This window comes from Pseudomonas sp. M47T1 (assembly GCF_000263855.1).
GTDB lineage: Bacteria > Pseudomonadota > Gammaproteobacteria > Pseudomonadales > Pseudomonadaceae > Aquipseudomonas.
Genome location: NZ_AJWX01000012.1, coordinates 129,989 through 147,561 on the forward strand (window position 1 = coordinate 129,989; position 17,573 = coordinate 147,561).

7 protein-coding genes are annotated in these 17,573 nt (G+C 64.8%); 2 read left to right on the plus strand and 5 right to left on the minus strand.

Translation table 11 applies throughout. The features are described 5' to 3' along the window. The first annotated feature begins 38 nt into the window (after positions 1 to 38). On the plus strand, positions 39 to 5,240 hold the full coding sequence (locus PMM47T1_RS14605) for a dermonecrotic toxin domain-containing protein (RefSeq protein ID WP_008370132.1): 5,202 nt from the start codon (positions 39 to 41) through the stop codon (positions 5,238 to 5,240). An 82-nt stretch (positions 5,241 to 5,322) separates the two neighbouring features. Further along, positions 5,323 to 9,990 carry a dermonecrotic toxin domain-containing protein gene (locus tag PMM47T1_RS14610; protein WP_008370134.1) on the plus strand — a complete coding sequence of 1,556 codons (4,668 nt, stop codon included), beginning with the start codon at positions 5,323 to 5,325 and terminating at the stop codon, positions 9,988 to 9,990. A gap of 42 nt (positions 9,991 to 10,032) precedes the next feature. On the opposite strand, the gene PMM47T1_RS14615 is transcribed toward PMM47T1_RS14610, so the two are convergent. The 5 genes from PMM47T1_RS14615 to metH all read right to left on the minus strand — a co-directional run bounded on the left by PMM47T1_RS14615 (position 10,033) and on the right by metH (position 17,560). Beyond that, a complete protein-coding gene (locus PMM47T1_RS14615) occupies positions 10,033 to 10,527 on the minus strand; it encodes a DUF934 domain-containing protein (protein ID WP_008370135.1) in 495 nt (164 codons plus the stop codon). Beyond that, positions 10,511 to 12,169, minus strand: coding sequence for a nitrite/sulfite reductase (locus PMM47T1_RS14620; protein WP_008370136.1), 1,659 nt, complete (start codon positions 12,167 to 12,169; stop codon positions 10,511 to 10,513). The genes PMM47T1_RS14615 and PMM47T1_RS14620 overlap by 17 nt, the downstream gene beginning before the upstream one ends. Before the next feature lie 475 nt (positions 12,170 to 12,644). Then, on the minus strand, positions 12,645 to 12,851 hold the full coding sequence (locus PMM47T1_RS14625) for a DUF2970 domain-containing protein (protein WP_008370137.1): 207 nt from the start codon (positions 12,849 to 12,851) through the stop codon (positions 12,645 to 12,647). Positions 12,852 to 12,894: 43 nt separating this feature from the next. After that, positions 12,895 to 13,653 carry a glycosyltransferase family 2 protein gene (locus PMM47T1_RS14630; protein ID WP_008370138.1) on the minus strand — a complete coding sequence of 253 codons (759 nt, stop codon included), beginning with the start codon at positions 13,651 to 13,653 and terminating at the stop codon, positions 12,895 to 12,897. Between the two features lie 214 nt (positions 13,654 to 13,867). Next, a complete protein-coding gene (metH, locus tag PMM47T1_RS14635) occupies positions 13,868 to 17,560 on the minus strand; it encodes a methionine synthase (protein WP_008370140.1) in 3,693 nt (1,230 codons plus the stop codon). Positions 17,561 to 17,573: the final 13 nt, after the last annotated feature.

Genomic DNA, 17,573 nt, shown 5'->3' on the forward strand with positions numbered 1-17,573 from the left:
CACCTGATGTGGCGGGCTTTTCCCAGTGGAGATCGATCATGACCGACCCCGCCGTTACCCGCCCATCCCCAGGCCCCCATCAAGCCCTGATTGAAAGTGCCTTGCCGCCCTGGTTGCTGCAAGCGCCTGCCCCACTGCGCGAGCAGTACTTTGCGCGCTCTCAGGCCGGCCTGTCGTCCAGCGACCGTGCGCGGGTGTTGATCAAGCACTTGCAAACCCCCGAAGGGTTTTGTGCGCCCTTGTTGCAGGCCGAGCTGGATCGGCGCTATCCGGCGCTGAACCTGAAGGTGCGCGGCCACGAACTGGTGCGCATGGTGCGTGAGCGCGAAGGGCTGAGCGTTCGTCTGCGGCCCTTGCGGCAAACCTTGTTGCAGGCGGCCCTGCAGAATTTCGATGCCGACCAGGCGCGCCGAGATGGCCTGGAGACAGGCTCGGTGATAATCCCGGTGGGGGTTTTCACGTTTGACGTCAACGATGACCTGACCCTGCGTTACAAATACCCGGCCGATAGCGTGGTGCGCCTGGCGCCCGACACCTTCGCCAGCCTGTGCCGCAACCTGGACCTGGGCCGGCGCTACCATGAACACGTGGCCCAGGTACTGGGCGCAGGGCCGTTCAGTACCCCGGACCGGGCGCCTTCTCCCTCTGCGCGGCGGCGAACGTTCCGCCAGCAGCTGGCGGACCAACTGGCGATCGCCGCCACCACGGCGGCCCTGCGAGGCGAGGTGTCCACCGCTGCCTGCCAGGCGCTGCTCGACATGCTTGCCACAGGCCGTGGCCAATGGGCCGGTGAGCCCCTTGAGGTGCACCAGGTGCGGCTGCTGGCCAGTACCTTCTACAGCGGCCAGCGCTTGCGCGGTATCCAGCTGTTTGCGCCCCATGGCAACCCCGGCCCGTGCATGCTTTATATGCCCGGCGAGCCTCACGCGCCGCTTCGGGAGTTCGCCACGGGGCAAGTGTGTGCCGACTACCTGCGTGAACAGCTGCGTGACCGCGGTTACCAGCAGTATTTCCAGCGGTTCCTGTCGCTGAGCCGTGCGCCGGCCTTTTTTGCGCGGTTGAACGACACGCTGAGCCCGCAACCGGTGACCTGGCCAGGGCAGTTCCCTGCGCCCCCCCAACCCGACCCCAACGCCGACATCGGGCTGCGCAGTGACCTCTACAACAAGCCCGTGGCGCGCTTGTTGGCCAACCACCATATGCAGTTGCTGCTTGGCAACGCCCAGCTACTGGCGGTGCCTTCAGCCATCCATGATCGCCAGGCCCACGAGCGCACTGTGGCCTGGTGGGAAGGGCTGGGCTGGTCGGTGCTCAATGCGGCCGCGTTCAGCGTACCCGGGGTGGGTGAGTTGATGGCGGTGGTGGGTGCGGTCGAGCTGGTCAAGTCGGTGTGCCTGGGTGTGGATGAATGGCAGCATGGGCACACGGCGGAGGCCATGGGGCACTTTGCCGAGGTGGCGGAAAACGTGGTCATGATTGCGGCCGCCACCGGCGCCAGTATCGCCATTGCTCGCTCGCCGTTCGTGGACACGATGGTGCCGGTGGTGGATAACACAGGGCACCAGCGCCTGTTGCACCCGGACCTGTCGGCCTATGCCAGCGAGCATGCGCTGCCTGAAGGGGCGCTGCCCAACGAGCAAGGCCAGTACTGGATAGAGGGCAAGCCCCATGTGGTAATTGGCGAGCGGTTGTACGAACAGCGCCTGGACCCGGACTCCGGTGCCTGGCACCTGCACCACGCCAACCTCGCTGCGGATTACCGTCCATTGTTGCAGCATAACGGCGAGGGCGCCTGGCAGCACGTGCACGAAGCGCCCTTGGAGTGGGAAGGCACGCAGTTGATGCGTCGCTTCGGTGCGCTGACCAATGGCTTGAGTGACCTGCAGTTGATTCAGGCCCAGGAGGTGTGCGGGGTTTCAGCCGCGCAGTTGCGGCAATTGCACATCACCCGCCAACCCTTGCCCGCCGGTTTGCATGAGGCCTTGCTGCGCTGGCGCAGTCAGCGGGCGGTGGACACCCTGGTAACGGCCATGCGCAGTCAGGAGGGGTTGGGCGAAGGCGGATCATTCGTTCCGGCGTTGCTCGCTCGCTTGCCGCGTTGGCCCCAGGGCGTGGGTGTGCGCGAGGTGCTCGAGTCAGGCTCGTACCGGGATTTTCTGCCGGGTGATCACGATGCCCACGTGGAGGTAACCCGGGGTGAGTGGCGCCTGGGCCAAGTGGCTGGGCGAGTGGTTCAGCAACTCAATGGCGAGCAGCGTGCGCAACTGTTCGGCGACAGCGTCGAAAATACGCCGCAAGCCCATGCACAGGTGCTGGCCGACCGGCTGGCAGAGCAATTCGAGCAGGCGCGCGAGGAGATTCGGCGCGCCATCGAGCAGCGCCTGCAACCGCCTGTCACGGTGGAAGCGGCGCCTGTAAGTCGCGACTTTGCCGGCTTGTCGCCCCGCTTGGCGAACGACATCGCGGGCGCTGCCACTGACCTTGAACGCACGCAACTGCGTGATCATGGCCGGGTGCCCGTGCGTGTGGCGGAAGAGGCGCGCATGGTGGTGCGCCGTGAGCGCCTGGCCCGCGCAATGGAGGGCCTGATGGACCGACGGCAAGTATCCCTTGACCGTGACCGGCTGGCCGTGCGCCTGCTGTCGCACCTGTCCGGCTGGAGCGGCAACGTCCGCGTGGAGCTGCACGCCGAGTCTATCGGCGGTCGACGCCTGGCGGTGGCCGGCCATGAACAGGCGGCCGAGATAAAAGTGGTGGTCCGGCGCAACGGTACCTACCAGGCCTACGACACCCAGGACAACGAGTTGTCTGGCGCCACGGACCTGTTTGAGGCCTTGGCCCACGCGCTGCCGGACCAGGTGCGTGCCGGGTTGCGAGTGCGCAATGGCGCAGGGCTGGGCGAGCGCCTGGCTCATCAGGCGCTGCGCAACCCGCAAGCCGCCGCGCAGGCGCTGGGTCAGCGCCGGGTGCAACCCTGGTTTCGCTCGCCTGTGCGCACACCCGAGGGCGCCGGTTACTCGCTCAGTGGGCGTGGCCAGGCACGTTGGAGCGTGCGCGCCCGCTTGCGTGCGTTGTACCCGGCGCTGGACGACACCGCGCTGCTAGAACGGCGGCGCACCATGCGCCGTCCGGGTGACAGTGAGGAGCTGGCACTGCTGCGCCTGGAAACCGAACACCAAGTGCTCCATGCAGGCTTGAGCGACTGGGCCAATGCCGGGTCACCTGCCCAGCGCCTGGCCCGTGCGCCTGCACGGCAGGAAATATTGCGCGCTTGGCGCCGCGAGACGCCCAGCGTGCACCTGAGCGGTCGTGCCGTGGGCGAGCTGCCGGTGATTACCGCAGACTTCAGCCATCTGCTGGTGCTGCACCTTGAGCAAATGGGGCTGGTGCAGGACCCGTCGCTGTTCATCGGGCGGTTTTCCGGCCTGCGCACCTTGAGCCTGGCCAACAATGGCCTGGTGGCCATACCCGAGGCGGTGCGCGGCTTGCAGCAACTGGAGACGCTGACGCTGAGCGGTAATCATCTGGCGCTCAATGACTCGTTCTTCGCGCCTTTGCGTGGTTTGCCTTTGCGCCATTTAAGGCTGCGCAACGCCTTCCAATTGGCCGTGGAAGAAGACGATATTCTGGATACGCCACTGACAGCTGCCATGCTGGAGCCGCTGACTACCCTCAATCATCTGCGTGGGCTGGACCTGTCCGCCAATGGCCTGTCGCTGGATGACGCTGCGTTTGAACAGCTTGGCAGGCTGACCGGGTTATGGCGCTTGAACCTCAATAACACCCTGATCGAACTCAACCCGCGAAGGGTCGCCTCGCTGAATCGTCTGCGCGATCTGCGCACGCTGGACCTTGGCGAAAATCGTCTGGGCGTGCCCCCCGACGTTTCCTGGATGATCAACTTGCAGGTGCTCGGGCTGGCCAACGGCGGCCTGCGCGAATGGCCCCAGGGCTTGCGGCAACTGCTGTTGGAACCCTGGAGCAGCGTTGAACACGTCAACCTCAGTCACAACCAACTGCAGGACCTGCCCTTCGGTTCGACTGATGAGCTATTGAGCCTGTCACAGGACGTGGCCTTGTCGCTGCAAGGCAACCCCTTCAACGAACAGGCGCGTGCGTGGCTGCGAACCGCGCGCGTTCCCGTGGGCCTGGACCAGGCCCCGGTGGCGCCGGGTACGCAAGTGGAGGCCTGGCGGCAAGGGGCGCCGGCCGACCTGTTGGCACGGGTGGATGCGGACCGGTTGCAACCCGAGGCGCAGGGCTTTTACCGGGTGATTGACCGGGTGGCCGACACTGCGGACTATCTCGTAGACCCGGTTCGGGCTCGGCAACGCTTGTGGGCCATTGTGCAGCAGGTGGTGCCCGGTGAGGGGGTGGCGGGCGACGGGCTGGGCATCGTCGACTTGCGGGCGCAGTTGTTCGAACAAGCGCAAGAGATTGAAGATACCTGCGGCGACGGGATCAGCACCTTGCTCGACCGCTTCGACGTCACGGTTGCGGCCTGGCAGGCCGCCTCGTCGGCCCAGCGCGGCGCGCGCGATATGTTTATGCCGCTCAGGTCCCTGGGCAGGCAGTTGCTGAGTGCGCAACTGGTGGACGAGTACGGTGTTGCCATCAGTCGCGCGCGTGAGGTGCGCCGCGACGCGTTGTTGGGTAACCGCACGCCATCGCCCTTGCACCCGCTCGATGATATCGAGGACGTGGACCTGCTGCCCACCGCCCCGGATGAGGTGGAAATTCGTCTGGTGCTGCGCACCCGCTTGCAGCGTGAATTGGACCTGCGTTCGCAGCCGGCCATGCGCTACGGCGAGGAAGTCAGCTCGGCCACCGTGCAGCGAGTAGCGGCGGCCGTGCGCAGTGACCTGACCGCCGCGCGCTTGCAGGCCTGGTTGGTGGAGCAACCGTTCTGGCGCCTGTACTGGCGCAAGGTGGTGCCCGACGCGTTTGCGGCGCAAGAGGCCCTGTGGCGTGACGTGCTCGATGTGTTCGAGGACGCCATTGCCGGCACGCGACCGTTCACACTGGCGCCCGCCGAGCGGCTGGACGCGGCCCTGGCCCAACTGGGTCAGTTTCACAGCCAGGCGCTGGCGGCGCCCATCGCCTGGCGCGACGGACCGGTGGTGCTCACTGACGGGGTGATCAAAGCGCTGTACGACTGGATCGCCCGCCAGCGCGATGCCGCGCAACTGGGCATTGTGCGGCAGCAAACCGAGGCACAGTTCCGCGCCCAGCCGTTCTAGCGCTATGTAACACCGGGTCGTGCGCGTCAGGCGTTCCACTGGCGGCGCAGCACGTTCGCTGCGCCTTCAGTGGAGTGTTTTCATGAGTATTCCCGCCTTTCAGAGCTTGCCTTTCAACACGCGACAACTGGCCGAACAGGTGCCCGCCTGGCTGACGGCGGCCAGCGTGGCGCAACGGGCCCATTACCGTGAGCGGCTGCTGGCCCACCTGCGCAGTGCTGCCCGTGGCGCGAGCATCCACCGACGCTTGCTCACCCCGGCGCAGTTCTGCGAACCCCTGCTGGTGCAAGCGCTGGTCCGTCGCTTCAACCTGGAGGTAGACGTCTACGCCACCGAATGGGTGCGGGTGGATTACCACTACTCGCTGGAGGGGCGGCGGCGTCAGCCGCATCGGCAAACGTTGCTGGAGGCGGCCATGGGCAATTTCGAGGCCCAGGAAGACTTTGCCCCCCAGACCTTGATTCTTCCGGTGGGTGAGTACCGCTTGGTGTTGGGCCCGGTGCTGGGGTATCGATACGACCCGCGCGCCGTGTTGCCCATCACGCCTCAGGCGTTTGCCGCTTTGTGCCGCGAACTCGATATGGGTGGGCAGTATCAGGCCCACCTGCAAGCGGTGCTGGCGCCAGCGCCCAGCAGCGTTCTGGGCGCTTGGCCCCAAGACAGTATCAGGCGCCAGATTGCCGATGCGCTGCTGGTGCAGGTCAACTGCGCGCAGATCAAAGGTGCCATCGATACAAGCACCGCTGCCCTGCTCGAAGCATTGCTCGGCGAGGGTATTGCGCCGTCCTGGCAGGGAGGTGCCGTCCAGGTCTGCCGGCTTCGCGCGTTGGTCACCTGGGTGCACAGTGGAACGCCGTTGGCGGGGGCAGTGCTGGTGCGCTCCCAGGCCGATCCCGAAGGCCCCTGCGTGCTGTACCTGCCTGGCGCTGAAGCGGAGCCGCTCAAGCAGTTCGACAGTTTCGCCGCGATGGCCATTGCCCTGCGCCAGCGTCTGCGGGACCGTGGTTTTCAGGCCTTTTTCCAGCGTTTCGTGCCTTGCGCCGAGCGTGGCGAGTTTTTTGCCCGGCTGCTCAACACGCTTAGCCCGCAACCGTTCAGCCTGCTGTTCCCCAAGCCTCGGGAAGACGACCCCGACGCCGACATCGGCGTGCGCGCGGACGCGCTGGCCACCGGGCTGGTGGAGCAACTGCGCCTGGACATGCTGGCCACCGTGCTGGGCGATGCGCGCTGGTGCGTGGTGCCGACCGACGATGAAGACCGCAAGACCCGCGACCGGCGCTTGCAACAGATGCTGGCGCTGGGGCTGGATGTGCTCAATGTGGCCGGGTTCATTGTGCCCAGTGTAGGGGTGTTGATGGCGGTGGTGGGGGTGGCGCAATTGCTAGGGGAGACGTTTGTAGGGGTAGATGACTGGACCCATGGCCAGAAACAGGAGGCGGTGGGGCACTTTTTCTCCGTGGCCGACAACCTGGCCCTGTTGGCGGCCGGCTCGGCCGTGCACGTGGCCGTGGAGCGCTCGCCATTTGTCGAGGGCATGCTCCCGGTGATGGATCGCCAGGGGCGCCAGCGGTTGTGGAATGTCGACCTGGCTGCCTTCAGCGTGGCTGACGATTTACCGGCCGATGCCACGGCCAACCCTCAAGGTCAGTATCAGCGAGGCGGGCAGTGGTACATCCGCATGGACGGCAAGCTCTACCGCCAAGGCTACGACGCCGCCAAGACGGCCTGGTTCATTGAGCACCCGGACGGTAAAGGCGTGCGTGTGCCGCTGCGCCACAACGGCCAGGGCGCCTGGCGCGGGGCTCACGAATTAACCCATCAGTGGGGCGCTCGCCAGGCCATGCGCCGGCTGGGGCCTGCCACTTTCGGACTGGATGATTTCAGCCTGGACGTTGCTCGTTTGGCCAGCGGGCTGAGCGAGGCCCAGGTGCAAGCGCTGCACGTGCGCAACAGGCCCTTGCCGGCACTACTGCTCGCCAGCCTGGCCGACTTTCGCGCTCAGGCCGAGGTCATGGGCTTGCCAGCGCCCGAGCGCGCCGCCGCATTTGCACAGCGGCGCGGCACGTGGCCCGCCGTGGCGGTCAACCCTGGGGCCATGGCCTTGAACCGTGATTTCCCCGGCCTGCCGCCAGCATTGGCCGACGCGGTGCTGGCCACAGCCAACAGGGCTGAACGCCAGTACCTTCAGCGTACGGGGCGCCTGCCGTTGCGGCTGGCCGAACGGGCGCATGGTGCGTTGCGGGCCTGGCGCTTGAACCGGGCCATCACCGGGCTGGCGTTGCCGGACAGCGCGTGGCCACAGACGCGCCGGTTGCGTAAGGGCCTGTTGTCCCAGGCCCCTGATGCTTCGCCCTCTGTTGCCACCCTGGTACGCCTCGCCATCGAGAACCCTGCGCGGGCCGCGCAGCTGATTGGCCAGGCGCCGGTCTCAGGACGGTTTCGCTTGCCCCAGCGTCAACCGAACGGCCATTGGGGTTACCCGCTCAGCGGTCGTCCCGGCGGTGCCGGCGTGCCCCTGCGCGAGCGCTTGAGCGAGCTTTATCCGCGGGTGGATGACGCTGAGCTGGAGGCGCTGTTGGCGCAATTGGGGGAGGGGCCCGAGCAGGTGGGCAATTTCGCTGCCGTGCAACTTCAGCATCAACAATTGACAGCCGACCTGGATGCCTGGGTGGGTGAGCAAGGGGGCGGGTTGGCCGAGGATGTACAGCGCGAGGCGCGTATCGAGGCCATGGAGCGGATATTGGCGGTGTGGCAGCGCGACCCCGGCCATATCAATTATGAGGACGACCAGGTGAGCGGCTATGAGCTTGACCTGAGTGATCTGCCGCTGGGGCAACTGCCTGCATTGACGGCTGATTTCAGCCACGTGCAGCAGTTGGTACTGGATGGCGTGGGCACGAATCACGACCCTTCGCCGTTCCTGCGTGCATTCACCAGCTTGCGTGGCGTGGACATGTGCCGCAATGGCCTGCTGACCATTCCCGAAGCGGTCGCCACCCTGCCCATGCTGCGCGACCTGCATCTGGGCGCCAATCAATTGCTCGCCAGCGACGATATGTTTCGCAGCCTGGCCGGGCTCTCCAGCCTGGAGTCACTGGATGTACAAAACATGCCGCTGGAGATTCCGCCGGGTGCGTTCGCGCAGCTGGCACGGCTGCCGTCGCTGCGCGACCTGGCGCTGTCCGGTACTGCGCAGGCGCTCAGCGATCAGACGCTGGTGGGCGTTGCCAGCCTGAGCCGCCTGCAATACCTGTGGTTGCGCAACACCGGCCTGGTGATGAGCGCCGCGCGCGGGCAGTTGTTGGCGCAGCTGCATGACCTGCGCTGGATGGACCTGGCCGACAACCCCCTGGGGGAGTCGCTGGACCTGAGCCCGTTCACGCGGCTGATCAGCGTCGACCTCAGCCGTTGCCGGTTGACCGGCTGGCCTGCGGGCCTGACCGAGTTGATGGCGGCACAGCCGCTCTACCTGAACACGGTGTTGTTGACGCAAAACCCCATCGCCGAGGTGCCGGTGCTCCGCGGTTTATCCATGTTTGCAGCCGGGGCGCGGAATGTGCCCACCCTGCGCATCAGTCGCGAAGCGTTGAGCGAGGCTAGCCTGGATCGCCTGCTGGCTGTGGACGTTGAGCCTGTCGAGGCGCACGGGCAGGTTCTGGCCGATTGGTTGCAGGGCAGCACGGCGCAGGTGCGCTTGCGCGCCGAAGCCCTGCGTGAGCAGCCTGAGGCGCGGTTTTTCATGACGGCATTGGACCGATCGGTAGAAACCCAGGACTACCGCGCCGACCGCCAGGCCGGGCGGGTGCGTATCCAGCAATTGCTCAACGCCCTGGACGACGAACCGGAGGGTGAAGCCGCCGTGGATCGAGCGGCGCTGCGCAACCAATTGTTCGACGTGGGCGAGGAGGTGATGACGACCTGCGGTGATGGTGTGCAGTTGTTCCTGCGCCGCTGCGAAACCCTGGTCCAGGTCTACGATGTGGCTCAGCAGGCAGCCGCCGATGGCGATCTCGGGCGGCTGGCCCAGCTGGGGCGCAGGTTCTATCGCGAGCACCTGCTGGATGAGGTGGCGGGGCGCCTGTACAACGCACGCGTTACCCGCCGCCAGGTACTGTTCCCCGACGCCGTGGCGCGGGCCGCCACCGCGCAGGAATTGGCCGCGTTGACCCCCGCCGATGAACACGGCGCCCCGGCCCTGGCGGCCATGGATGAGGGTGATAGCGCAAGCCTGGTGGACGTGCCCGACGAGGCCGAAATTCGCCTGCGCTTGCGTATAGATTTGGCGCAACGGCTGGACCTGCCACCACAAGCACAGCACATGCGCTATTTCCAAGCCATGTCCGAGACCATACGGGAGCGGGTGACGGAAGCTGTCAACAACGCCGACACCCCGCACGCCCGGCGTGCGTGGATCCTGGGGCAGGCATGGTGGGTACACTGCGTGCAACGGCATTGGCAGGTGCGCTTCCAGGCCTTGCGTGAGCACTGGTACGCCGGCCACGCATACCTGCTGGCGTTGCAGGACGCCGATGGCGAACTCGAGCCCGTGCCGGCGGACGTGCTGCGCCCGTTGGAAACGTTTTTCCCCGAGCACGCGTGGCAGCGCGAGGGCGTGCCGCAGCGCGTGGTATTGACCGAGGAGGAGTCCGAGGCGGCGCGCCAGCGACTGGACAGCGCCCAGCACGAAGCCGAGCGCAGCCTGCTTGAGGGGCTGTCGGCGCCGGTGTTGGGGGATGATGAGGCAGCGTGAAGTGCAGCAGGGCGTGCCCGTTGCGGGCACGCCTTACAGCGGTCAGCGGCGACGGAACAGCGGCAGCGGTTCGTCGGTGGCGGCCTGGTAGCTCACCGAGAAGTCCTTCAGGCTTTCAAGGGCTTCGTACGGGTCTTTGTCGGCGCGCAGGGCGAAGGCATCGAAACCGCAGCGGTGCAGGTAGAACAACTGGTCGCGCAGCACGTCACCAATGGCGCGCAGCTCGCCCTTGAAGCCGTAGCGGTCACGCAGCAGGCGCGCATTGGAGTAGTTGCGCCCATCGGTGAAGGCCGGGAAGTTCAAGGCAATGACCTGGAACTTGCTGACGTCTTCACCGATTTCCTCGGCTTCCTCGTCGCTGTCCAGCCACACGCCCAGGCCGCCGTCACGGGCTTGCAGGGCGTGGCCGTGCTCGCGCCACAGGGCCAGGGGCACGATCAGGTCATCACAATTGCTGATGCCGTCCAGGGTCGCGTCCTTGGGCAGCAGGTGCCAGGTTTCGTCGACGACTTCGTTGTTCTTAATGATTCGCTGCATAGACGCGCTCCTTGAAGAGATCGATACCGATGCGCTGGTAGGTGTCGATGAAACGTTCATCTTCGGTGCGCTGTTCAACGTAGACGTCGATCAGCTTGCTGATCACGTCCGGCATGGCTTCCTGGGCGAACGAAGGGCCGAGGATCTTGCCCAGGCTGGCGTCGCGGCTGGCGCTGCCACCCAGGGACACCTGGTAGAACTCTTCGCCCTTCTTGTCCACGCCCAGAATGCCGATGTGGCCCACGTGGTGGTGACCACAGGCGTTCATGCAGCCGGAAATGTTCAGGTCCAGCTCGCCGATGTCGAACAGGTAGTCCAGGTCGTCGAAGCGGCGCTGGATGGATTCGGCGATCGGGATCGACTTGGCGTTGGCCAGCGAGCAGAAATCACCGCCGGGGCAGCAGATGATGTCGGTGAGCAGGCCGATGTTCGGCGTGGCGAAACCGCCTTCGCGCAGTTCCAGCCACAGGGCGTGCAAGCGGCTCTGCTCGACGTCGGCCAGAATGATGTTCTGCTCGTGGGAGGTGCGCAGCTGGCCGAAGCTGTAGCGGTCGGCCAGGTCGGCGACGGCGTCCAATTGCTTGTCGGTCAGGTCGCCAGGGGCAACGCCGGTCGGTTTCAGCGACAGGGTCACGGCCACGTAGCCTGGTTTCTTGTGCGCCAGGGTGTTGCGGGTACGCCAGCGGGCGAAACCGGCGTGCTCGGCATCCAGCGCGTTCAGCTCGGCGCTGAAGTCGGCCAGGGCTTTGTACTCGGGGTCCACGAAGTGCTTGGCTACGCGCTCAAGCTCGGCTTCGGTCAGCGTGGTGCTGCCGCCGCGCAAGTGTTCCATTTCGGCATCGACTTTCTGGGCGAAAACCTCAGGGGTGAGGGCCTTGACCAGGATCTTGATGCGCGCCTTGTACTTGTTGTCCCGGCGGCCATAGCGGTTGTACACGCGCAGGATGGCATCCAGGTAGCTGAGCAGGTCTTGCCACGGCAGGAATTCGTTGATGAACGAACCCACCACCGGCGTACGGCCCAGGCCGCCACCCACCAGCACGCGGAAGCCCAGTTCACCAGCGGCGTTGTACACCGGCTCAAGGCCGATGTCGTGCACTTCAATGGCCGCACGGTCGGTGCTGGCGCCATTGACGGCAATCTTGAACTTGCGCGGCAGGTAAGCGAATTCGGGGTGGAAGGTGGTCCACTGACGCACGATTTCACACCAGGGGCGCGGGTCGATGACTTCGTCCGCGGCAACGCCGGCGAACTGGTCGGTGGTGACGTTGCGCAGGCAGTTGCCACTGGTCTGGATGGCATGCATCTGCACCGTGGCCAGTTCAGCCAGGATGTCGGGGATGTCTTCCACGGCCGGCCAGTTGAACTGCACGTTCTGGCGAGTACTGATGTGGGCATAGCCCTTGTCGAAATCGCGGGCGATCTTGGCCATCATCCGCGTCTGGCGCGAAGTCAGCTGGCCATAAGGCACGGCAACCCGCAGCATCGGCGCGAAGCGTTGGATGTAGAGGCCATTTTGCAGGCGCAGCGGGCGGAACTCTTCTTCGCTGAGCTCCCCGGCCAGGTAGCGTCGGGTCTGGTCACGGAACTGCTTGACGCGGTCCTCGATGATCCGTTGATCGTACTCGTCGTAAACGTACATAGGTGTCCTGTTCTCAGGCTGCTTACAGCAAATCTGCGCGCACGGCCGCGCACTCCCAGCGGAGCCGACAAAAGATACCAGTTTAGGGTTATGCGCAAAAGTGATGTTTGAATATAAGGAAAGAACCAAAAGTACTAACCTTAGTACTTTAGTCTCAAGTCCCTACTTGCCGAGGGGGCATGGCTGAACTTTACTGGGAGTGCGTCCTGATAAAAACCATAAAGAGGCGAACGCACCATGAGCAACCCCGTGAAAAGCCGCAAACCCGATAGCAGCGTCGACGCTTGGGCGATTCTGTTTTTGATTATTCTTGTTGTTTCTGCCGCCGTATTCTGGGTGAGTCATCAGTAGGGTGGGGGCGGGGTGCATGGCTTAGGGCCTTCAGCGCTCTGGAGATCGAGTGCCGCGCAGGCGGCGCACGATGTCATGAACACCACAAAAGCCAACGACAGGCACCCCAAACCCACCCCAACCCTCACAAAACCAACCAGACCACCACCTTCACCACCCCAAACAACCCCAACGCAAACACCACCGTGCACACAATGCCCAGTACCACGAAGTGCACGGGCTTGCCGTGGGTGAAGTCGCGCTCGCGATTCTTCTGGCTTTGCACACCGAAGGCCGCCGCGATGATGCTGTGCAGCATTTGCCAGAGGGTGGGGGGCTTGGGCTCGGCCATGGTGTGCATCCCGGCAGGTGATGCAGCAAGCGTAGCTGCTGGGTCAGAGGCCCGACAGCCGCTGCTGGTACTCACGTGTGCGGCGGTGGTCGCTGGCATAGCCGCCCCGGGCGGCCACGGTGCCACCCTGCACGTGGTCCAGGAAGCGGAACAGCCAGGCAGGTGATACGCAGTCGATCCGGTACCCCAGGGCGGCCATGCGCTCTTGCAAGGCGTAGCCGGGGTTGCGCTGGTCCAGTTGCAGGCGCAGGCCATGCTGCCTGATCAAGCGTACGTCCCATAGGGTGCAGAAACTTTTCAGGTGCTCTTCGCGCCAGGGCTTGGGCTCGCGTGCCTTGTAGCCCAGCGCCCTGAGGCCGCGGCGGGTGTAGTGCTTGCAGAAACGCGAGGCCAGCCGCCAACCGGTGCGCAATGCGCCGCGGTCCAGTTGTTCCAGGCAGCCCACCGCGGCGGTTGTCTGCGGGCCGGCACAGCGCGACATCATGCGTTCGAACACGCGGAAGTCATGGATGAAGGTGTCGGTGTGCAGCAGGAACACGTAGTCGGTGTCGATGCGTTCCAAGGCAAGGTCCAGGGCACGGCCGTGGGCCAAGTGGCCGGCTTCCTTCATCGGCGTGTAGCGCTCGATCAGGGTGATCCAGTCCAGGCTGCGCAGGTAGTCGGTGCTGGCGTCGCACGAGTGATTGTCCACCACGTACACGGGCACCGGCGTGTCGCCCACGCCGGCGCGCAACCGTTCAAGGCAGGTACGGGTCAGGTCGAGGGTCTTGTAGTTGACCAGCACAAGGCTGTAGGTGGGCATGAGGGGAACCTCGGTCGATGAGAGTGCTCATCGTGAGGCAGGGCGCCTTACAGGCATTTCGCAGGCACCTAAACATAAGTTTAGGCGGCCAGTATCGGCATTGCGTCGCCGGTGATGCAGCCTGGCGGCAGCTGCTGCAGATGTTTCGTAGCAGCAACTGTCTATGTGGGAGCGGTGTAGCTGCCGAAGGCTGCGTCACAGGCGAGGCGGTGTGTCAGGCGTCGTAGCCCAGGTTGGGCGCCAGCCAGCGTTCGCTGATGGTCAGGTCTTGACGTTTGCGCTCGCTGTAGGACGCCACCTGGTCCTTGTCCACCTTGCCCACGGCAAAGTACTGCGCCTGCGGGTGGGCGAAGTACCAACCGCTGACGGCTGCCGCCGGGAACATGGCGTAGTGCTCGGTCAGGGTCACGCCGCTCTGGCCGTTGTGGTCCAGCAGTTCGAACAGCGTGCCTTTCTCGGTGTGGTCCGGGCAGGCCGGGTAGCCGGGGGCAGGACGGATGCCTTTGTACTGCTCCTTGATCAGCGCTTCGTTGTCCAGCGCCTCATCCTTGTCGTAGCCCCAGTGCTCCTTGCGCACCTGCTGGTGCAGCCACTCGGCGCAGGCCTCGGCCAGGCGATCGGCCAGGGCCTTGACCATGATCGAGTTGTAGTCATCGCCCGCGTCCTGGTAGGCCTTGGCCACTTCCTCGGCACCGATGCCGGCGGTGGTGATGAAGCCGCCCACGTAATCGGTCACGCCGCTGTCTTTAGGCGCGACGAAGTCGGCCAGGGAGAAGTTGGGCTTGCCGTCGGGCTTGATGGTCTGCTGACGCAGGTGGTGCAGGCGCGCCAGCGGGCGACCGTCGTCGGCATACACCTCGATGTCGTCATGGTTCACCTGGTTGGCCGGCCAGAAACCGAATACTGCGCGGGCGCTGATCAGCTTCTCGTCGATCAATTTGCGCAGCATCGCCTTGGCGTCTTCGTACAGCGCCGTGGCGGCTTCACCCACCACTTCATCGGTGAGGATGCGCGGAAACTTGCCGGCCAGGTCCCAGGAAATGAAGAACGGCGTCCAGTCGATGTACTCGGCCAGAACGTTGAGGTCGATGTTGTCCAGCACCTTGGCGCCGGTGAAGGTTGGTTCCGCCGGTGCGTAGCTGTTCCAGTCGAAGGTGGCCTTGGCGGCGATGGCCTTCTCGTAGCTCAGGCGCTCGGTACGGGCGCTGCGGTTGGCGGTGCGCTCACGCACGTCGATGTAGTCCAGGCGCGTACGCTCTACGAAGCCAGGCTTGAGTTCCTTGGACAGCAACTGAGTGGCCACGCCCACGGCGCGCGAGGCGTCGGTGACGTAGACCACGGCGTCGTTGCTGTACTTGGGCTCGATCTTCACCGCCGTGTGCGCCTTGGAGGTGGTGGCACCACCGATCATCAACGGCAGGTGGAAGCCCTGGCGCTGCATCTCGCGGGCCACGTGGACCATTTCGTCCAGCGACGGCGTGATCAGCCCGGACAGGCCGATGATGTCGCACTTCTCTTCCTTGGCCACCTGCAAAATGCGCTCGGCCGGCACCATCACGCCCAGGTCGACGATGTCATAGCCGTTGCAGCCCAGCACCACGCCGACGATGTTCTTGCCGATGTCGTGCACGTCGCCCTTCACCGTGGCCATCAGGATCTTGCCCTTGGCTTGCGGCTTGTCGCCCTTTTCCTCTTCGATGAAGGGGATGAGGTGTGCCACGGCCTGTTTCATCACGCGGGCGGACTTCACCACCTGGGGCAGGAACATCTTGCCCGAGCCGAACAGGTCGCCCACGATGTTCATGCCCGACATCAGCGGGCCTTCGATCACCTCGATAGGGCGCTTGAACGACTGCCGCGACTCTTCGGTGTCTTCGACGATGTGCGAGGTGATGCCCTTGACCAGTGCATGCTCAAGGCGCTTGTTAACCTCCCAGGTACGCCACTCTTCGGTTTCGGCTTCCTTGACGCTGCCGTCGCCCTTGTACTTGTCGGCAATGGCCAGTAGGGCGTCGGTGCCTTCCGGGGTGCGGTTGAGCACCACGTCTTCCACCGCGTCGCGCAGTTCCTGCGGAATCTGGTCGTAGATTTCCAGCTGGCCGGCGTTGACGATACCCATGGTCAGGCCGTTGCGGATCGCGTACAGCAGGAACACCGAGTGGATGGCCTCGCGCACCGGGTTGTTGCCACGGAACGAGAACGACACGTTGGACACGCCGCCGCTGCTCAGGGCATAGGGCAGCTCGTCACGGATGAAGGCGCAGGCGTTGATGAAGTCGACGGCGTAGTTGTTGTGTTCTTCAATGCCGGTGGCCACGGCGAAGATGTTCGGGTCGAAGATGATGTCTTCCGGCGGGAAGCCCACCACGTCCACCAGGATGTCGTAGCTGCGCTTGCAGATTTCCTTCTTGCGCGCCTCGGTGTCGGCCTGGCCGGCTTCGTCGAAGGCCATCACCACCACGGCGGCGCCGTAGCGCTTGCACAACTTGGCGTGATGAATGAAGGCGTCAACGCCTTCCTTCATGCTGATGGAGTTGACGATGCCCTTGCCCTGGATGCACTTGAGGCCGGCCTCGATCACTTCCCACTTGGAGGAGTCGATCATGATCGGCACGCGGGAGATGTCCGGCTCGCCGGCGATCATATTCAGGAAGGTGACCATGGCCTTCTTCGAGTCCAGCATGCCCTCGTCCATGTTGATGTCGATCACCTGGGCGCCGGCTTCAACCTGTTGCAGGGCTACTTCCAGCGCTTCGGTGTAGTTCTCTTCGCGGATCAGGCGGGCGAACTTGGCGGAGCCGGTGATGTTGGTGCGCTCGCCGACGTTGACGAACAGCGAGTTGCGATCGATGGTGAAGGGTTCCAGGCCCGACAGGCGGCAGGCCCGCGGGATGTCTGGAATGGCCCGCGGCTTGTGCTTGGCCACGGCCTCGGCAATGGCCTGGATGTGGCCCGGGGTGGTGCCGCAGCAACCGCCGATAATGTTCAGGAAACCGCTGGCGGCGAACTCTTCCACCACCACGGCCATCTCGGCCGGGGTCTCGTCGTACTCGCCGAAGGCGTTCGGCAGGCCGGCGTTGGGGTGCGCGGATACGTGGGTGCCGGCCTTGGTGGACAGCTCTTCCAGATACGGGCGCAGGTCCTTGGCGCCCAGCGCGCAGTTCAGGCCCACCGAGATCGGGTTGGCGTGGCGCACCGAGTTCCAGAAGGCTTCGGTGGTCTGGCCCGACAGGGTCCGGCCGGAAGCGTCGGTGATGGTGCCGGAGATCATGATCGGCAGCGTATAGCCGATTTTCTCGAACACGCCCTGCACGGCGAAGATAGCCGCCTTGGCGTTGAGGGTGTCGAAAATGGTCTCGATCAGGATCAGGTCGGCGCCGCCCTCAATCAGGCCTTCGGTGGCCTCGGTGTAGTTTTCCACCAGCTCGTCGAAGGTTACGTTGCGGTAGCCGGGGTCATTCACGTCCGGGGAAATCGAGCAGGTGCGGCTGGTAGGGCCCAGCACCCCGGCCACGAAGCGTGGGCGGTCGGGGGTTTCGCGGGTCTTGGCGTCGGCCACTGCACGGGCGATGCGCGCCCCTTCCACGTTCAGCTCGTACACCAGCGCCTCCATGCCGTAGTCGGCCTGGGACACCTGGGTGGCATTGAAGGTGTTGGTTTCCAGGATGTCGGCACCGGCATCCAGGTATTGCTTTTCGATGGCCGCGATGATGTCCGGGCGGCTGAGCAGCAGCAGGTCGTTGTTGCCCTTGACGTCGCTGGGCCAGTCGGCGAAGCGTGTGCCACGATAGTCGGATTCCTCCAGGCGGTAGCTCTGGATCATAGTACCCATGCCGCCATCGAGAATCAGAATGCGCTCTTTGAGGGCTTGCTGAAGTGCTTGGAGACGAGCGCTGCGGTCAGACATCGGGCTACCTGTC

Bases quoted from the DNA above. Each gene is read 5' to 3' on its own strand.
- PMM47T1_RS14605 (WP_008370132.1), top strand. From the start codon at position 39: ATGACCGACCCCGCCGTTACCCGCCCATCCCCAGGCCCCCATCAAGCC.
- PMM47T1_RS14610 (WP_008370134.1), top strand. From the start codon at position 5,323: ATGAGTATTCCCGCCTTTCAGAGCTTGCCTTTCAACACGCGACAACTG.
- PMM47T1_RS14615 (WP_008370135.1), bottom strand. From the start codon at position 10,527: ATGCAGCGAATCATTAAGAACAACGAAGTCGTCGACGAAACCTGGCAC.
- PMM47T1_RS14620 (WP_008370136.1), bottom strand. From the start codon at position 12,169: ATGTACGTTTACGACGAGTACGATCAACGGATCATCGAGGACCGCGTC.
- metH (WP_008370140.1), bottom strand. From the start codon at position 17,560: ATGTCTGACCGCAGCGCTCGTCTCCAAGCACTTCAGCAAGCCCTCAAA.
- PMM47T1_RS14630 (WP_008370138.1), bottom strand. From the start codon at position 13,653: ATGCCCACCTACAGCCTTGTGCTGGTCAACTACAAGACCCTCGACCTG.
- PMM47T1_RS14625 (WP_008370137.1), bottom strand. From the start codon at position 12,851: ATGGCCGAGCCCAAGCCCCCCACCCTCTGGCAAATGCTGCACAGCATC.